The organism is Polyangium jinanense (assembly GCF_028435365.1).
Window position 1 is genome coordinate 222,387 of the sequence record NZ_JAGTJJ010000004.1, and the last position, 17,228, is coordinate 239,614.

Here is a 17,228-nt window from a genome sequence, read left to right on the forward strand (position 1 = left end):
TGGGGGGCAAAGCGCGGCGAAGCCGCGCGGCCCCCCATCGTCAAGCAATCTCGCAGGTGAGCTCGGGCGTGAACCCGACCTCGCCGGCGGTGATCGCCACACGCACGTCGAAGCTCGCGGCGCGGCGCGCCGTCTCCTCGACCATCCCCACGACCCACAGGCGCAGCGCGAGCGACGCCGGCTCGAACTCCGCGATCTGCAGGACCACCTTGCCGCTCTGGCTCGCGCCGACCTTCCACGCGCCGAAGCTGAAGAGCCGCGACCAGATCGAGATCCCGCGTCGGATCGCGATCTGCAGATCCGGCGCGGGCCGGAGCACGCTGCGCACCGTGTTGTGGAGCTCGCCGCCAATCGCGAGGCGGCCGAGCGCGCGCCATCGTGAAGGCTCGTGCAGCGAGATCGCGGTCGCGATCTCCATGTACGCGTCGAGCGCTTCGAGATCGTACGCGACGAGCGCGTTGATCGAGTCGTTCAGGAAGTCCTCGGCGTAGCGCTGCGGCAGCTGCGCCACGACCTGCTCGCGCACGCGCGGCCCCGCGTCCTCGGTGAGGGCCTTGTCGACAGCACGCAGCACCGCGCCGCGCACCTGGTACATCCCGGGGAACCGCGACGCCGCGCGCGGCTGGACGTACCGCGACGGCGGACCCGCGCTGGAAGAACTCGCCGACGCGCTCGCCGCCGACGCCGCGCTCCGCGCCACGCCGAGCGGCTTGGGCATCGCCGGAGGCACGAGCGGCTCGACGCTGCGCGGCGAAGCGATGTAGTCGCCGCGCGGCGGAGGCCCGGGATCACTCGTGCGACTCGGGCTCCCCATGCTCGGCACGACACGCGTCGGCGCGTACGGAATCGATGACGCGCCCGAATCGCTGAAGCTCGTCCGCACGCTCGGCCGGATCGGCGGCGGCGCGGTAGGCGGCTCGCGGAGCGGCGTCGAGATGCGATCGGGCTCGGGCAGGATCGTGGCCGGCGGCGGCGGAGGCGCGCCTTGGGATTGCGACACGCTCGCCTGCGCGACGCGCCGGGGCAGGTTGATGATCCGGCCGAGCGCCATCGAGCGCTTCATCGGATCCGACGAGAAGCGGTCGAGCTCGCGCGCCACCTCGCCCGCGGTGGCGTAACGCTTCATCGGATCCTTCTGCAGGAGCTTCGCGACCACGGCTTCGAGCCGCGGATCGACGTGCACGCCCGCCGCGGCGAGCGTGGGCGCCTCGGCGTGCACGACGCGGAACGCCGTCGCCACGGCCGTCGGCGCGCGGAACGGCCGCGTGCCCGTGAGCAGTTCGTAGAGCAGCACGCCGACGGCGAAGAGATCACTTCGTCCGTCGATCGGCGCATCCCCCGTGGCCTGCTCGGGCGAGAGATAGTCGGGCGTCCCGAACACCACACCGGTGCGCGTGCGTGGCGAGGGCCCGCTCGAGTCGAGCACTTTCGCGATGCCGAAATCCAGAAGCCTTACGACGGCTTGACCTCGCCCCGCGTCGAACGCGACGAAGACGTTCTCGGGCTTCAGATCACGATGGATGATCCCCACGCGGTGGGCGGCGTCGAGCGCCTCGAGGACGGGGATGCACGTCGCGACGGAGGCGTCGACGTCGAAGCGCCCGAGGCGCTGCAGCGCGGAGCCCACGCCCTCGCCTTCGAGGTGCTCCATCACGATGTAGGGGCCCATCTCGCCCACGCCCGCGTCGATCACGTCGACGATGTTCGGGTGGCGGATGCGGTTGACCGCCTGGGCCTCCTGGAAGAAGCGCTGCGCGAGCTCGGTGTTCTCCGACAGCTCGGGGTGGAGGAACTTGATCGCGACCGCGCGGCCGGCGAGCACGTTCTCCGCACGAAAGACGTGGCCCATCCCGCCACCGCCGATGCGCTCTGCAAGGCGGTACTTGTTGTCGACGATCGCGCCGGGGGCGGGGGTTCGAGAAGCCATTCAGCCGGTGGACATGCTCGGATCCAGACAGACTCGCCTCGGGGTTCGGCCCAAGGCCCCGCCTCGAGGCAGAGCCGCTACGATACCCGTCTCCCAGGGCAAAGAGCCACTTCGGATGGTGCCAAGATAGCGAATCTCGGAGAGAGTGGGGGCCTCTTCGTTCCGCGTCCTCGTCCCTGTGCGCCGTTGCTGGTCCATCCCACGTTCCATCCCCCCGGATCGCGTGACAAACTTCACATTGATGCGTCAACGTCCCGCGTTCAACCGGGATGAACGCGGAGATCCACGAGGGTTGTCGCGAGCTCGGCGAACCCCCGTCCCATGGCGGCCTCGGTCACATACTTCGGCGGAACGGGGAGCGTCTGCAAGTAGGCGCGCACGTTCGCCACGCCGATCGTGGTCGTGAACGCCGCGAAGGCCGCCGCGTCATTGCCGCTGTCGCCCACGAACGCGTGGGTCACCCGCGCACGCGACGGGTCTTCCCCGAAGGCCGCCTCGAGGAGGCGGAGCGTGCCCGTGGCCTTGTCGGCCGGATCAAAGGAGAGGTGCAGGTGCACGCTCGACGCGAGCGTGTGAACGCCGCGCCTCGAGGCCTCCGCGCGCATGGCCGCGACGTCCTCGGCCGGCACGCGGCAGTGCTCGCCGATGTCGAGGGTCACGTCCGTGAAGCGCGCGCGGTTGTCGTCCGCGAGCGCCACGGTCGGAAAACGACGGCAGAGCTCCTCCGCGAGGGCCCGGAGCTCCGCGCGCCTCGATCCCGCCGCCGCGAGATCCTCCGGGAACACGAAGCGCAAGCGAGCCGCGGAGCCGGGGCGCCGCTCCTTGACGAGGGCCACCGCGCCGTTCTCGGCGATCGCCGCATCGAGCGGCCACTGCCGCACGAGCACCTCGGCCCATCCGCCGGGCCGCCCCGTGCACGCGACGAGCCGCATCCCCGCTTCCCGCAGCCGGAAGAGCGACGCATACGCGACCTCCGTGAGCTCGCCGTGATCGAGCAGCGTGTCGTCCAGATCGAAGACGAGCCCGGCGAGCCCGCGCGCCTCCTCCGCTGGCATCGCGGCGAGCGCGAGCGGTGCGGCCGAGATCGACGCGGCCGTCACAACACCTCGAGCCGCGCGATCACGCTCTTCAGGTAGAGCCCCTCCGGGAACGCCGCGCTCACCGGGTGATCCGCGCCCTGGAAGTGCCGATCGAAGATGACCGCGTGCATGCGCGCCTCGCGCGCTCCGAGGGCGAGCGCGCGCGTGAGGTCGTCGATCGAGACCGCGCTCGAGCACGAGCTGAGCACGAGGATCCCGCCCGCCTTCGTGGCCCGACAGCCCGCGGAAGCGAGCGCCTTGTACACGCCGAGCGCGCCTTCCTTCGCGCCACGCGTGGGCGAGAGCTTCGGCGGATCGCAGAGCACGATGTCGAAGCCGCCCTCGGCCGAGGCCCGCGACAGCGCCTGACGCGCGTCGTCACGCTGGAAGTGGATCCGCCCAAGTAGCCCATTCTTCCGCGCGCACTCCGCGCCGACCTCGATCGCGAGCGCGCTCTCGTCGACCGCGACGACCTCTTTCGCGCCTCCACGCGCCGCCGCCATCGCGAACGTCCCCACGAAGGAGAACGCGTCGAGCACGCGCCGCCCGTGCGCGAGCTGCTCGACCCGCGCCCGAAGCGTGCGTTGATCCAGGTAAAAGCCCGTCTTTTGCCCGAGCGCGAGCGGGATCTCGTACGAAAGCCCGCGCTCCAGGAACGAGAACCTGTCGACGCTCGCATCCCCGCGGACCACGCCCGCGGACGCCTCGAAGCCCTCCTTCTTCGCGAGCTCGGCCGAGGTGCGGTCGACGATCGCGCGCGGCGAGAGCAACTCGGAAAGCGCGTCGAACACGATCCCTTCGCGCCGCTTCACGCCGATCGTGCCGATCTGCACCACGGCCACGTCCCCGAGGAGGTCGACGACGAGCCCCGGCAGCCCGTCCCCCTCGGCGTGGATCAGCCGGTAGGCCGTGGTCTCGTGCCCCGCGATATGGTTCGGCAGGCCGAGATCACGCCGGTGCTGGATCGCGCGTTCGATACGGCGGCGGAAGAGCGCGCCGTCGATGGGCGAGTCGTCGCGGGTGTAGATGCGGACCGGGATCGCCGACCGGGGGGTGTAGAGGCCGTGGCCCAGGGTCGCGCCGTGGGGGTCTATGACCTTGACCTCGTCGCCGGGGAGGGCGCCGCCCTCGATGCGGGCGATGGCCTGCGCGAAGACCCAGGGGTGTCCGGTCCAGACGGGCCTCACATGGCCCGGCTTGAGGGTGACGATGGGGATGGGGGACCCTGACCTACGCCCCTCGGGGCGGGGAGGACTCGGGTCGGGGGCATGGGCGGATCTCGCGCGCGCGTTCATGAGCGTCCGGTCGGAAGAACGAGGGTCGCCCCCCTCGGAATGCGTACCGATGGGCGGCTGGCTGGGGTATTGTTCTCTTTAGGCAGTCGCTTGGCCACCGTGTGAACCTTTCATCACAGCCCGCCGTGGCAGACGATGCACGCGAGTGCACTGAGATCTCGCGTAAACCGTCTCTCTCAGCGTGCTGGCCGATGGCACTCCGGTTGCTAGGCTGCAAGCACAAACGAGGAGTCGTCCCATGCGCCGCTTGACCCCTGCTTTCATCGTGGCTGCCGCTGCACTGAGCCAACCCGCCGTGGCGTTGGCGGATTGCCCGCCGGGTGCGTGGTTCTGCGAGGACGAGGCTCCCGCGCAACCCGCGCCCCCGCCCGAGGCCGACACGCTCCCGCCTCCGCCGCCCGCGGTCGAGGTGATCGAAGAAGAAGAGGCGCTGCCGCCGCCGCCCGCGCGGCCCGCGCCCCAGGTTCGTCGCTCCCAACCGCCGGTCGTCATTTATCAACCCGCGCCGCAGCAGCCGCAGGTCGTGCAGCAGCAGCCGGCGCAGACGCAGATCATCATCGTCGCGCCGGGTGCCCGGACGCACGTGGTTCGTCGGCACCATCCGGCCGTTCGCGTCACGCCGCCTCCGGCGCCTCCGCCGCCGGCCCGCGTGATGGCCGCGCCCGCGCGTCTGCGCACGCCGATCGTGGCGCCTGCGAAGCGCCGCTGGCAGCCCGAGTGGGGCCTCAACCTGCGCCTGCAGGGCGTCGCGATGGGCAGCGATAACGACCGTCACGACAACGGAGAACAAGGCGCGCATCCCGACGCCGGGATGGGCGGCTTCGGGCTCGGCCTGCGATATCGCCCCGTGCCCGCGTTTGCCGTCGAGGGCTCGTTCGACATCATCGGCGGGACCGACTACAACGGCTTCGATCGCGTCGAGACCCCGTTCACGTTGAGCGGCCTTCTCTACGTGAACCCGCGCAGCCGTGCGCAGTTTTACCTGACCGGCGGCGTGCACTGGTCGAGCGCGACGGTGCAGTCGGAGAACGCGGACCCGCGTTTGTCGCCGAACCCCGAGGGCACCAACTTCTCCACGGAGTACAGCTACTTCGGCGGGCAAGGTGGCATCGGCCTCGAGTTCCGCGTCTCGCGCAGGCTCGCGCTCAACATCGACGCGATCGCGTTCATCCGCAAGCGGACGGACGACAACGCCGCGTCGGGCCCGGCCGAGTTCATCGATCCGAACACGGGTCGCACGACGAACACCTCCGGCGGCGGCCTCTTCCGCGGCGGCCTGACCTTCTGGTGGTGACAGCGCGCGCCGGCCTCCCGGCGCGCGGCCCCCGCCGCTGCTAGATCCTCTCCACGCGGCCCGGCTCTCTCTCCTCCTCGCCGGGCCGATTCCCCACCATGCAACGACTGCGGCGCCACAAGGCCCTCCTCCTGGCCATCGCCGGGGGAATCCTCTTCGCCCTCACCTCCCCTCCGACCGACCTCTATCCCGCGGTGTTCCTCGGCCTCGCGCTGCTCGCGTGGTCGCTCGAGGACGCGCCGACGGCATGGCGCGCGTTCGGCCGCGGAGCCGCGTGGGCGACGGCCGCGGGCATCGTGGGCCTGCGCTTCGTGCCGAGCGTGGTCCAGCGCTTCACGCCGCTCGGCTCGGCGGCTTCGTACCTCGCGCTCGTCCTGCTCGCCGCGGGGCAATCCCTCATCTGGGCGATCGGCGCGGGCGCGACGCACCTCGTCCATCGCCGCGCTCGCGCGCCGTTCATCCTCGCGTTTGCTATCGGCGTGTTCGTCGCGGTCTCGCTCCCTTCGGTCTTCGCGTGGACGCCGGCCGGCCTCGTGAGCCCGTGGCCTGCGCTCGTGCAGCTCGCGGACATCGTCGGTGAACGCGGCGTGTCCGTGATCTTCGCCGTCTCCGCGGCCTTCCTCGCGCGTGCGCTCCAGGCGCTCTTCGCAGAGGACGCGACGTCGATGAAGGCGCGCTTCGACAGGAAGACCACGGTGCCGCTCGCGATCGCCGCCGCGATCCCCGCACTGCTCCTGCTCCACGGCGCGCTCCGCATTCGCTTTCTCTCCACGCAGCCCTCGGTGGTGCGCTCGATCCGCGTCGCGCTCCTCAACCAGGCCGTCGGTCCGACGGAGCGCTGGGATCCGAAAAATCACGTGGGGATCCTGCGCGATTTGCGGCGCCTCACGAAGGACGCCGAGGCGGGCGGCGTCGACCTCACGGTCTGGCCCGAGGCGGCCTATCCCTACCCGCTCATGCACGGCACGACGCAGGCGCCGCGCGGGCCACGCGGGATTCACGGCGACGGCGCGCGTGGGCCGATCTTGTTCGGGCTCATCATGCTGGAGAAGCCGACGGCCACGAGCCCCGGCATCGTCGAGACGAACAGCCGCAACTCCGCGACCCTCGTCCTGCCGGACGGCTCGCTCCAGCCCTCGTACGACAAGCTCGAGCTCCTCTGGTTCGGCGAGACCGTCCCTCTCGGCGCCTACATCCCTTGGCTGCGCCGCATCTTCCAGGCGAGCGGCGGCCTCGTGCCCGGCACCGAGCCGACGGCGCTCGTGCTTCCCCACGCGAACGGCCCCGTGCGCATGGGCGTGCTCAACTGTTACGAGGACACGCTCCCGGGCGTCGGCCTGCGAATCACACGCGCGCTCCAGCCGAACCTGCTCGTGAACGTCACGAACGACGCCTGGTTCGTGGGCACCGCGGAGCCCGAGCTCCACGCGCGGCTCGCGGCCATGCGCGCGATCGAGCATCGCCTGGATCTCGTGCGCGCCGTGAACCTCGGCGTGCTCTCGTGGATCGACGCGCGTGGCATCGTCGTCGCGCGCGACGACTCCACGTCGCCCTCCACGCTCGTCGCGACGCCCACGCTCCGTGACGGATCCCTCACGATCTACGGTCGCTTCGGGGACAAACCGCTCTGCTTCGGATTCGTGGCCGCGATCGCCGCGTTCGTTTGGCGATCACGCCGCAAAGTGGGTTCGAAAAACGAAACCGGCGCGAGCGATGAGGCCCGCGCCGGTTCCGGTAAAGCGGAGACGTAGACCGAAGATTCGGTTACGCGCCCACCTGATCCTTGAGGCCCTTGACCGGCGTCGCGCGGACCTTGCGGCTCGCGGGCTTGCCCTTGATGGTCATGGGCTCCTTCGTGAACGGATTGACACCCTGCCGATCGGCGGTGGCGGGCGTCGCCTTCGCCTTGAGCTTGACGAGCCCCGGGATCGTGATTTCGCCCGGACCATCCGATCCGAGTTGCTTGGCCACGAGCGCCGAGAGCGCGTCGAGGACGCCACCCACGGCCTTCTTGTCGAGGCCGGTGCTCTCGGCGAGAGCGGCCGTGATCTGGGCTTTCGTCAGCTTGCTAAGAGGCATCCTGCCCTCCTCTTGGATCGCCGCCCGATACCGGTGACGACCGCATGAAATGGCTCGGTCCGAGCACGTCCTGGACGCGAGCGGGCGACCGTTTAACAGGCGAAGACTGGCCTCGCAAGGCAAAATCTCGCGAACGTCACCGGGGGCCGTCGGTTGTCCGCGCGCTCGCCGCCGCCTCGAGCTCCCGCGTCCGCGCCGTCATCTCGCGGTCCTCGGCATCCGTCCGGTGGTCGTACCCGACGAGGTGCAAAAGGCCGTGCGCGAGCAGCATCGTGAGCTCGGCGAGCAGCGGACGGCTTTGCTCCGCGGCCTGTCGCCGCGCCGTGTCAATCGACAGGATCACGTCCCCGAGGGGCCCTACATGCGGCCAACCCGCGCCGATCTCCGCGCCCTTCGCCCCCTTCGGCTTCCACCCGCGCGGACGCTCGTGCAGCGGAAAAGAAAGGACGTCCGTGGGTTTGTCCTTGTGCCGGTACGAACGATTCAGCTCGTGGATCGTCGCGTCGTCGACGAGCGCAATGCTGAGCTCGACCCCCGAGAGCCCCAGGTGATCGAGCATCTTGCCGGCGCGGCGGCGGATCACGGCGGGCGAAGCGCCTTCGAACGGCCCCCCCCGCGTCGCGACCTCCACCACGTTTGGCGCGGGCGCGGGCGGGGCGGGTTTGCCCTTCTTTTTGGTCGCCACGGCTACGACTGCGGGATCTTCTTCGCGTCCGCGAGGAACTGCGCGAGCCCGATGTCGGTGAGCGGGTGCTTGAGGAGCTGCTTGATCACCTTGAGCGGCAGCGTCGCTACATGCGCGCCGATCAGCGCCGCCTGCACGAAATGCACGGGGTGGCGCACACTCGCGGTGAGGACTTCGGTCTTGAACTCGTAGTTCCGGTAGATCTGCACGATCTGCTGGATGAGGTCCATGCCCTCCCCGGAGATGTCGTCGATCCGACCGACGAACGGCGAGATGTACGTCGCGCCCGCCTTCGCGGCGAGTAGTGCCTGCGACGCGGAGAAGCAGAGCGTCACGTTCGTCTTGATGCCCTCGGCCGCGAAGACCCGGACCGCCTTCAGGCCCTCGTCGATGAGCGGCACCTTCACGACCACGTTCTTGTGGATCTTCGCGAGCTCCCGGCCCTCACGCAGGATCTCCTGCGCCTCGATGCCGATGACCTCGGCCGAGATGGGGCCGTCGACCACCTCGCAGATCTCCGCGATCGCCACCTTCGTAGGCTTGCCCCCCTTCGAGAGGAGCGAGGGGTTGGTCGTCACGCCGTCGATGACGCCCATCGCCTGCGCCTCTTTGATCTCCGCGATGTCACCCGAGTCGATGAAGATCTTCATGCACGCTCTCCGGCGAGGTGCTTAGCGCGCGCGGCGCGGCGCGTCGATAGCGGAGCGATGGTGACCGAGCCGCCCACGACGGCTGCATCGTTTGGGCGTGACGAACGCGTGACACCGTTCGTCAGGACGCGCGGACGTGCGGCCGGAAGGCTTTTTTTCGCGTAAGATGTATGCATGAGACCGCCGCACCCCGCCCGTCCCTCAATCTTGCTTTGCACATTGGCCCTGACGCTCCCGCTCGCCACGATGGCGGCCGGGTGCAGCGACGAGAACCCCAGTACGAACACGACGAGCACCAGCAACACGGGCGGCGCAGGGGGGCAAGGCGGCGTCGGCGGACAAGGGGGCGAGGGCGGCGCAGGGGGACAGGGCGGCGTCGGCGGGCAGGGCGGCACGGGCGGGCAAGGGGGACAAGGCGGCGGGGGCGGCGGCGGAGGCGCGCCGAGCGGCGTCGTGATCGAGTGTCCAGGCGAGCCGCTCACGCCGCCGGCCGAGGGCACGTGTACCGTCGTGAAGCAGGGGACCACGGGCACGATCCTCCGCGGCACCGTGCTCGCGCCCGATCAGACGTTCCACCGCGGCGAGCTCGCGCTCGACAAGACGGGCAGCGTCGCCTGCGTCGACTGCGATTGCAGCGCCTCGCCCGCGGCGGCCGATCCGACGATCATCGAGTGCGCGGACGGCGTCATCTCGCCCGGGCTCATCAACGCGCACGATCACATCGGCTTCGCGAACAACCCGCCGAAGGCGCACGACGGCATCCGCTACACGCACCGCCATCAATGGCGAAAGGGCGCGCCGGGGCTGCCCAAGATCTCGGTGGCCGGCGGCGCGAGCGGCGACGTGGTGCGCTTCGCGGAGCTTCGCTTCCTGATGAGCGGCGCGACCTCGACGCTCGGCGCAGGCGGTCAGGCGGGTCTGCTCCGCAACCTCGACGTGCAGGGCCGGAGTGAAGGCCTCCCGACCCCGCCCGCGGACTCCGACACGTTCCCGCTCGGCGACAGCGGTGGCCTCATGCTCGAGTCGGGCTGCAATTACCCCTCCCCCACGCTCGCCACGGCGATCGCTGACATCGAGGCGTACGTGCCGCACGTCAGCGAGGGCATCGACCAGGCCGCGCACAACGAGATCACCTGCCAGATCTCGGGCGCGAACGACATCGTCCAGCCGCAGACGGCCATCGTGCACGCGATCGGCTTCAACGCCGACGACTTCGGCGAGATGCGCAAGGACTTCAGCACCGTCGTCTGGTCGCCGCGTTCGAACGTCGACCTCTACGGCAACACCGCGAGCGTCACCCTGCTCGACACGCTCGGCGTGCCGATCGCGCTCGGCACCGACTGGGTGGCCTCGGGCTCGATGAACCTGCTGCGCGAGCTGCGCTGCGCGGACGAGCTCAACACGCTCCACTACGACGGCCATTTCTCCGACCAGGAGCTCTGGCGCATGGTCACGACGAACGCCGCGCTCGCCGCGGGCGCCGGCGACATCGTGGGCATGCTCAAGCCGGGCTACGTCGCGGATGTCACGATCTTCGACGGCAAAGATCGCAAGGATCACCGCGCCGTGATCGGCGCCGGGGTCGAGGACGTCGTGCTCGTCATGCGCGGCGGCAAGGTGCTCTACGGCGACGACGCGCTCGTGGCCGATCCGGGCGTCGGAGGCGGGGACTGCGAGACCTTGCCCGTCTGCGGGAGGGCCAAGCGCGCGTGCGTCGCGAAGGACCTGAACGGCATCACGCTGAACCAGATCCGCACGGCCGGCGAGGCGTTCTACCCGCTCTTCTTCTGCAACGACCAGACGCCGAGCCTCGAGCCGAGCTGCGTCCCCTGGCGCACGGAATACGCGAACGGCATCACGGCCGAGGACGACGACGGCGACGGCATTGCGAACGACGCCGACAACTGCCCCAAGATCTTCAACCCGATCCGACCGCTCGATCAGGGCGCGCAGGCGGACATCGACGGCGACAAGATCGGCGACGTCTGCGACGCGTGCCCCTTCGACGCGAACGACACCTGCACCGCGCTCGACGCGAACGACATCGACGCCGACGGCGTGCCGAACGGCGGCGACAACTGCCCCGAGGCCGCGAACACCGATCAGGCCGACGCGGACGCGGACGGTCACGGCGACGTCTGTGATCCGTGCGCCGAGCCGAACTTCGGCACGCCGGTCTGCCCGCCCAAGCCCACGCTCATCGAGGTGATCCGCAACCCGGCGCATCCCGAGCACCCGGCCGCGGGCTCGACCGTCGCGATCAAGGACGTCTACGTCACGGCCATCCGCCCGAACACGGGCAACAGCCGCGGCTTCTACGTGCAGGATACGTCGCTCAAGCCCTTCAGCGGCATCTTCGTCTTCACGGGCAGCACGGCGCCGCAGGTCCAGCTCGGCAACCGCGTCAGCGTCACGGGCAAGTACGAGGAGTACTTCGGCCTCGGCGAGATCACGAACGCGATCACGACCGTCGACGACCCGGGCACGACGCTTCCGTTCGGCCCGATCGACGTCGCCGAGCCCGCAACCATCGCGACGAACGGCATGTTCGCCGAGGGCTACGAGTCGATGCTCGTGCGCGTGGTGAACGTGGCGATCACGGTCGTGAACTCGGACGCGCCGGGCGACTACGACGAGTTCACGGTCACCGGCAACCTCCGCGTCGACGACCAGATCACCGACGCGGCGTTGAACATGGGCCTCAACAACACGTGCGCGGTGGGATCGCAGTTCACCTCGATCACCGGGGTCCACGGCTACTCGTTCAACAACTTCAAGCTCATGCCGCGGAGCAAGGCCGACGTCGTGTTCGTCGGCTGCGATCCGTTCGTCCCCTGAACGGTCGGCCCTCGAAAGGGGGATGCGCCCTGCATCCCCCTCCCCTCCTCCACGCTTTCAGCTCAAAGGTTCGTCGCGATCGCCGCGCCGACGAGGTTCGTCCCGCCGACGAGCACGGGCGTGGTGAACGCGCCGTTCTGCAGGCGCGCGTGCAGCGCCTTGCCGGTCGTGTCGACGTAGACGAGCTCGGCCTCCGCGTCGCCCGCGCCGAGCGCGAGCGCGGGCTTGCCGAGGGCCTTGGCTCCGAGATTCTCCACGGTAGAGAAGGTCGCGCCGTCGAAGCGTGACCACCGAAGGTTCCCCGTCGCCACCTCGCGGAACACGAGCAGCGCGTCTCCCGAAGGCAACGCGAGCAGCGCGGGATCCGTCGACTTCGCGTCGGTGATGTCGACCGGCGTCGTGCTCCACGTCCCGCCCTTGCGCGTGAGGAACGCGAGCTGCTTGTCCGCGGAGCGCGAGAAGACGAGCACGAGCTCCGGGCCCTGCGCCGACGTGAGCGCCGCGATCGCGGGCGTGCTGTTGTCGACGCCCACATCGTGCGGCGTCGCCGCTTCCCACGTGCCTGCCGCGCGACGCTGCGTGTACAGGTTCGAATCGTTCCACCCGTCGTTCGCGATCACCGGATCCATGCCGAGCACCGTGATCGCCGCGGCCGCATCTCCCAGGCTGTACGTGTCGGCTCCGACTTTGACCTCTTCGTTCGTCGGGGAGAACCCGCTGCCCGGCGTGTACGCGGCGTACCCGTAGCGGTTGTTGCTCACGTCCTGGTAGACGATGTGCGCCGCTGCGCTCGACGCCGCGATCCCGGGCGTGGCGCGCGTCATCACGTTCGCCCCCACGTCCATCACGAGGCCGAAGCCGCCTACTTCGGTCCAGGTCGAGGCGCGAATCCGATCCTTCGTCGCGCCTTCGCTGCTGCGCAGGAGCGCGATGCCCGCCTTCTGGCCGGGCAGGATCACGAACGCCGGCGCATCGGCGCTCTTCTCGGTCAGGGCCGTCTCCATCGTCCAGCCGTCCTTCGACTGGAACCGCTTCGTGATGCCGCCCTGGGTCCCGATCCCGAACATCACGAGCACCGGGCACGCGGGGCAACCGGGCGTGTCGCAGCTCCCGGGCAAGCCGGGTTCCACGGGACACGCGCCGCCCATGCCGCCGCTGCCGCCCGCGCCGCCGACACCACCTGCGCCGCCGCTTCCCCCGACGCCGCCGACACCCCCCGCGCCGCCGTTTCCGCCGATGCCGCCTGCGCCGCCGCTGCCCGAGCTCGACGACGACGACGTCATGCCGCCGCTGCCGCTGCTCGACGAGCTCGTCTCGCCGACCTGCGCGTCGTCGATCGGGCAGCCGTAGAGCGCCACGCCGAGCAGCGCGAGCGTGATCCCTTGATAGTGCCCTTTCGCCATCGTCAGAACGCTCCCTGGAGCACGAGCCCGCCGCTCCCGCGCCCGACGTACGGCACGACGTGCATGCTCTGCGCCTGCGGTTTCTTCTGCGAGAGCCCGCGCGCGATGCCGAACACCGCCGCCCCGATCCCCACCGCGCCGGCCGCCGTCAGGCCCACGAACAGGTAAAAACTCCGGTCCTTGCGCGCGTTGTCCTCGTCGGGCCGGTACTCTTTCGTTGGATCACAAACGGGTGGCGTGCCCGGACAGTTCGTCTGGATCCGCTCCTCGGCCGCGATCTGATCGAAGCGGAAGTACACGCCGGCGCCGACCGCCGCGAGCCCGAGCCCGCCCGCGACGTACGCCCAGGCCGGCACGCCGCCCGACGCCGGCTTGGGTTTGTCCGGGGGCGACGGCGCCTTCTTCGGGGTCGTTGTTGCGGGCACGAGCGCGAGCTCCACCGTCGCCTTCTGGCCCTCCGCGAGCTCCACCGGCTTCTCGATCTTCTCGTAGCCCGGCGCGCTCGCCTCGAACATGTGTTTGCCCGGGTCGAGCGGGATCGTCTCGCCGAGCGCCGCGAGCGGCAGGCGGATCCCGTCGCGCACGACCTCGAGCCCCTCGGGCCGCGTGTTTACCACGAGCTCCACGCGCGCGAGGCGCGGCTCGAGCGCCTCGATCCCCTCTTTCGCCACCTGCTCGAGCTGCTTCTTGCGCTCCTCGCCGAGCGTGTCCTGGTTGAGCTGCAGCGCGCGGCGGTAGTCGACGACCGCCTGCGCCAGCTTGCCCTCGTGCTCGCGACACTTCGCGATGTTGATGAGCGTGCTCGCCGCGGGGTTCAGCTCCATGCTCGCCTGGAACTTCGCGCAGCCCTCGTCCCAGTTGCCGTCGTTCACGAGCTTGCGGCCGCTCATGTAAAGCGCCTCGGCCGCCGCGGGATCCCGCGGTTGGTCCTGACCGAGTGCGCGCCCGGGACACGCCGAGACGATGAGCAACGCGGAGACGGCAAACGCTCGTTTTCGCGTCGCCGAGATCGGACGTTCAATATTCATCGAGCGGATTTTTCCCCTTGGATGGGGTCTTCGACGTGCCGGTGCCCGCGGGCTTGCCGCGGTTCCACCCGCTGGTCGAGGGGAGCGGAGAGACGGGTTTGTCCGAGGACGTGGGCGCAGCCGACGCGGCAGGCGTGGCCGCCGAAGACGAGGGCGCAGGCTCCGGCGCGGGCACGGTCGACGCGGACGGCGCAGGCTCCGGGTGCGTCATCGGCTCGGCGGTCGCGAGCGCGGCCGGGAGGACGGCCGCGGGCGCGGGGGACGAGGCCGTCAGCGCGGGTGTCGGCGTCGGCACCGCGGTGGGAAGCGTCGCAAAGGGTGCGCCTTTGGGCCAGATCGCGAGCGCGGCGCCGACCGCCCCCACGCCCACGACGAGCAAGAGCAGCGCGAAGATGGGCGACACCGACGATCGCCGCCTGCTCCTTGGCTCGGGCGGCGAGCTCAACGGCTCGCCGCTCGATCGCGTCAGCGCGGGCGCCGAAGGATCCGCGCCGGGCGAGGTCGACTCGCTTGGTGGCTCCAGCGATGAAGGCAGCGGGGACGCTCCGCTCGCCTCGATGGCCGCGACGTGCGGGGGGATGGGCGGCGCGGTCGCGGTGATCGCAGCGTCGGCGGGCGGCGGCTGCGAGAGGGGCAGTTCGCGCGCCGGTTCGAGCACGATCGAAGGCAGGATCGCGCGCGTCCCGGGCGGCGGGGCCGAGGCCGCGGGGGGTTTGACGTCGAACGCCTCGCCGAGCGCCGCGATCATGGTCACCGAGCCGTCGAAGCGCACGCTCGTGTCGAGCGCGGTGGCCCGCGAGAACCAGGCGTCGAACGCCTCGGGCAGGCTCACGCCGAGCTCCTTCGCGCGCTCGCTCGCAGACACCTGCGCGCCGCGCGCGACCAGCATCAGGTACGGATAGAGCCCCTGGGCGCTCTTGCGCTCGCGCGCCCAGTACGGTTTGCCCACGAGCATCGTGAACGCGATGTGGGCGAGCGAGTACCTGTCGACGTGCGGCCCGATCGGGTCGCCGGCGATCTGCTCGGGGGCCATGTAGAGCGGCGAACCGACGCTTTTTGTCGTGTTCGAGCTCGCCGTTCCGTCGGCCACGATTTTCGCGACGCCGAAATCCAGGATCTTGAGACGCGGCGAACCATCGTCCCTTCGCGTGAGGAACAGGTTTTCCGGCTTGAGATCGCGGTGGACGATGCCGGCGGCGTGCGTGCGATCGAGCGCGAGCGCGGCCTGGTGCAGGAGGGTGACGACTTCCTCGGGCGGCAGGCGCTTGCGCACCTTCAAGAGGGCGCCGATCTCCTCGCCCTTGAGGAGTTCCATCACGATGAACGGCATGCCGGTCGCTTCGTCCACGCCGGCATCGAGCGTCTCGACGATGTGCTCGCTCTCGATCCCGGCTGCGACCTTGGCTTCGAGCTCGAAGCGGGCCCGCATCTCGGGGTCGCTCACGAGGCTCGGCAGCATCACCTTCAACGCGCGGCGTCGCTCGGTGGTGTTCTGCAAGACCTCGTACACGGCGCCCATGCCGCCGGCCTTGATGCAGCGCACGACCTCGTAGGCGCCATGAAAGATGGCGCCCGTCGCGAGGACGGCGATGTCCGCGTCTCGGTTCCCGGCCATGGCCCCCCGAGGGTAGCAAAACCTCCCTCCGTTGGGCTCCTTTCCGACGGCGGGAGCAAGATCCAACCCGATTGCTGCATCGCGACAAATTTCTCGCAAACCCCAAGATCGTGATGCCAAACACCTCATCACGAAGTGGAACGCGCGTTTTCCGGGGGTGTGACCGAGGTTATCGTCGTGGGCGTCGCGGGCGCGGGCTCGCGAAAGGAGAAATATGTCGCGCGTGCGGCCCTTTGTGGACCTGCGGACGATGATCGAGCTCGGGCGATGGCTCGGCCCCTGGACGGACGGGCAGGCAACGCCGCGTGACGTGAGCCGCGAGGAACTTTCGCTCGAAGGTCGCCGCGCCGGGGATCGATCGTTTTCGGCCTTCGTCTACCGATCGCGCCGTCATGCGAAGGCGGGCTCGCTGCTGCTCGTGCCAGGGCTGCATTACCTCGGCCCGCTCGACCCGCGGATGGATCGTTTTGCGCGGATCCTCGCGGCCGCGGGCCTCACGGTGCTCGCCCCGCGGCTGCCCGATTTCACGTCGCTCGTGCTCGGCGAACGCGTGTTCGACGACCTCTCGCGCGCCTTTTCGGCCCTGCTCGCGCTCCCGGATCGGCCGCCAGGCAGGCCGGGCGTCTTCAGCATTTCCTTCGGATCGCTTCCATCGCTCTGGCTCGCGGCGCGGCCTCACCTCGGCTCCGAAATCGGCTCCTTGATCGTATTCGGCGGATATGCCGATTTCGGGGACACCCTGCGATTTTGTATCCACGGTCGCCCGGGCGCGGCGCACGACCCGCTGAACCGGCCCGTCGTGTTCATGAATCTCTTGCCATGGCTCGACGACAAACCCGACGATCCCGCGCCGCTCGTCGCCGCGCTGCGAAGGTACGTGGAGGCGACGTGGGGACGGCCCGAAATGAAGGTCGACGGGAAATGGCAAGCCATTGCGCGAGGCGTGGCGGATGAGCTCGCGCCCGAGCATCGGCCGCTGTTTTTCGCCGCGACGGGTGTCGAGGGTGACACGAAGGCGCTCGTCGACGCGGCGCTCGGTCGATCGGGCGACGCGTTCGCGTGGCTCGATCCGGGCCCGTTTCTACGGGACATCCGCTGCCCGGTCCATTTCATCCACGGCGCGGACGACGACGTGATCCCGTACGAACAGGCGTTCGCCCTGGCCAAACGTTTGCCCGAGGGGGTTTGTCGGGGCATTCACGTAACGGGGCTCTACGGGCACACGCACAAGGCGGACGCCGGGACGACGAACGTGCCAGCGCTCGTACGGGAAGGGGCTACGCTTTTGCGGATGTTGTCCGCGGTGGCGCGGTGCGGAGGTGGGTGAGGAATCGA

Annotated in this window: 13 protein-coding genes; 4 read left to right on the forward strand and 9 right to left on the reverse strand. The window is 69.9% G+C overall.

Annotated features, from left to right (window positions below):
- Positions 1-40: 40 nt before the first annotated feature.
- The 3 genes from KEG57_RS12250 to KEG57_RS12260 form a co-directional block, all read right to left on the reverse strand.
- On the reverse strand, positions 41-1,927 hold the full coding sequence (locus tag KEG57_RS12250) for a serine/threonine-protein kinase (RefSeq protein ID WP_272458483.1): 1,887 nt from the start codon (positions 1,925-1,927) through the stop codon (positions 41-43).
- Between the two features lie 260 nt (positions 1,928-2,187).
- A complete protein-coding gene (locus KEG57_RS12255) occupies positions 2,188-3,027 on the reverse strand; it encodes an HAD-IIB family hydrolase (RefSeq protein ID WP_272458484.1) in 840 nt (279 codons plus the stop codon).
- Complete coding sequence (locus tag KEG57_RS12260; protein ID WP_272419931.1) at positions 3,024-4,301, reverse strand: class I SAM-dependent rRNA methyltransferase; 1,278 nt, start codon at positions 4,299-4,301, stop codon at positions 3,024-3,026. Before KEG57_RS12260 ends, KEG57_RS12255 begins: the two co-directional genes overlap by 4 nt.
- A 238-nt stretch (positions 4,302-4,539) precedes the next feature.
- Here KEG57_RS12260 and KEG57_RS12265 point away from each other — a divergent pair, with 238 nt between their 5' ends.
- Together KEG57_RS12265 and lnt are read left to right on the forward strand one after the other, a co-directional pair.
- Positions 4,540-5,595: an outer membrane beta-barrel protein gene (locus KEG57_RS12265; protein ID WP_272458485.1), complete on the forward strand. Its 1,056-nt coding sequence runs from the start codon at positions 4,540-4,542 to the stop codon at positions 5,593-5,595.
- A gap of 98 nt (positions 5,596-5,693) precedes the next feature.
- Positions 5,694-7,346 carry an apolipoprotein N-acyltransferase gene (lnt, locus tag KEG57_RS12270; protein ID WP_272419929.1) on the forward strand — a complete coding sequence of 551 codons (1,653 nt, stop codon included), beginning with the start codon at positions 5,694-5,696 and terminating at the stop codon, positions 7,344-7,346.
- A 13-nt stretch (positions 7,347-7,359) separates the two neighbouring features.
- On the opposite strand, the gene KEG57_RS12275 is transcribed toward lnt, so the two are convergent.
- From KEG57_RS12275 to fsa, 3 genes are all read right to left on the reverse strand, one after another.
- Positions 7,360-7,674 carry an HU family DNA-binding protein gene (locus KEG57_RS12275; protein ID WP_153822102.1) on the reverse strand — a complete coding sequence of 105 codons (315 nt, stop codon included), beginning with the start codon at positions 7,672-7,674 and terminating at the stop codon, positions 7,360-7,362.
- A gap of 136 nt (positions 7,675-7,810) precedes the next feature.
- On the reverse strand, positions 7,811-8,359 hold the full coding sequence (ybeY, locus tag KEG57_RS12280; protein ID WP_272458486.1) for an rRNA maturation RNase YbeY: 549 nt from the start codon (positions 8,357-8,359) through the stop codon (positions 7,811-7,813).
- A 2-nt stretch (positions 8,360-8,361) separates the two neighbouring features.
- Positions 8,362-9,009 (reverse strand): fructose-6-phosphate aldolase, encoded by a 648-nt coding sequence (gene fsa / locus KEG57_RS12285; RefSeq protein ID WP_272419927.1) that lies wholly within the window; start codon positions 9,007-9,009, stop codon positions 8,362-8,364.
- Positions 9,010-9,228: 219 nt separating this feature from the next.
- On the opposite strand from fsa, the gene KEG57_RS12290 reads away from it, so the two are divergent.
- Complete coding sequence (locus KEG57_RS12290) at positions 9,229-11,847, forward strand: thrombospondin type 3 repeat-containing protein (RefSeq protein WP_272458487.1); 2,619 nt, start codon at positions 9,229-9,231, stop codon at positions 11,845-11,847.
- A gap of 62 nt (positions 11,848-11,909) precedes the next feature.
- On the opposite strand, the gene KEG57_RS12295 is transcribed toward KEG57_RS12290, so the two are convergent.
- Genes KEG57_RS12295 through KEG57_RS12305 form a run of 3 tightly spaced genes read right to left on the reverse strand, consistent with a single transcriptional unit; the run spans position 11,910 to position 15,893 of the window.
- Complete coding sequence (locus KEG57_RS12295) at positions 11,910-13,250, reverse strand: hypothetical protein (RefSeq protein ID WP_272458488.1); 1,341 nt, start codon at positions 13,248-13,250, stop codon at positions 11,910-11,912.
- A gap of 2 nt (positions 13,251-13,252) precedes the next feature.
- Positions 13,253-14,278, reverse strand: a complete 1,026-nt coding sequence (locus KEG57_RS12300; RefSeq protein ID WP_272419924.1) for a PEGA domain-containing protein — start codon at positions 14,276-14,278, stop codon at positions 13,253-13,255.
- Entirely contained in the window at positions 14,268-15,893 is a 1,626-nt protein-coding gene (locus KEG57_RS12305; protein ID WP_272419923.1) for a serine/threonine protein kinase, read from the reverse strand. Before KEG57_RS12305 ends, KEG57_RS12300 begins: the two co-directional genes overlap by 11 nt.
- Positions 15,894-16,116: 223 nt before the next feature.
- On the opposite strand from KEG57_RS12305, the gene KEG57_RS12310 reads away from it, so the two are divergent.
- Complete coding sequence (locus KEG57_RS12310; protein ID WP_272419922.1) at positions 16,117-17,220, forward strand: alpha/beta fold hydrolase; 1,104 nt, start codon at positions 16,117-16,119, stop codon at positions 17,218-17,220.
- Positions 17,221-17,228: the final 8 nt, after the last annotated feature.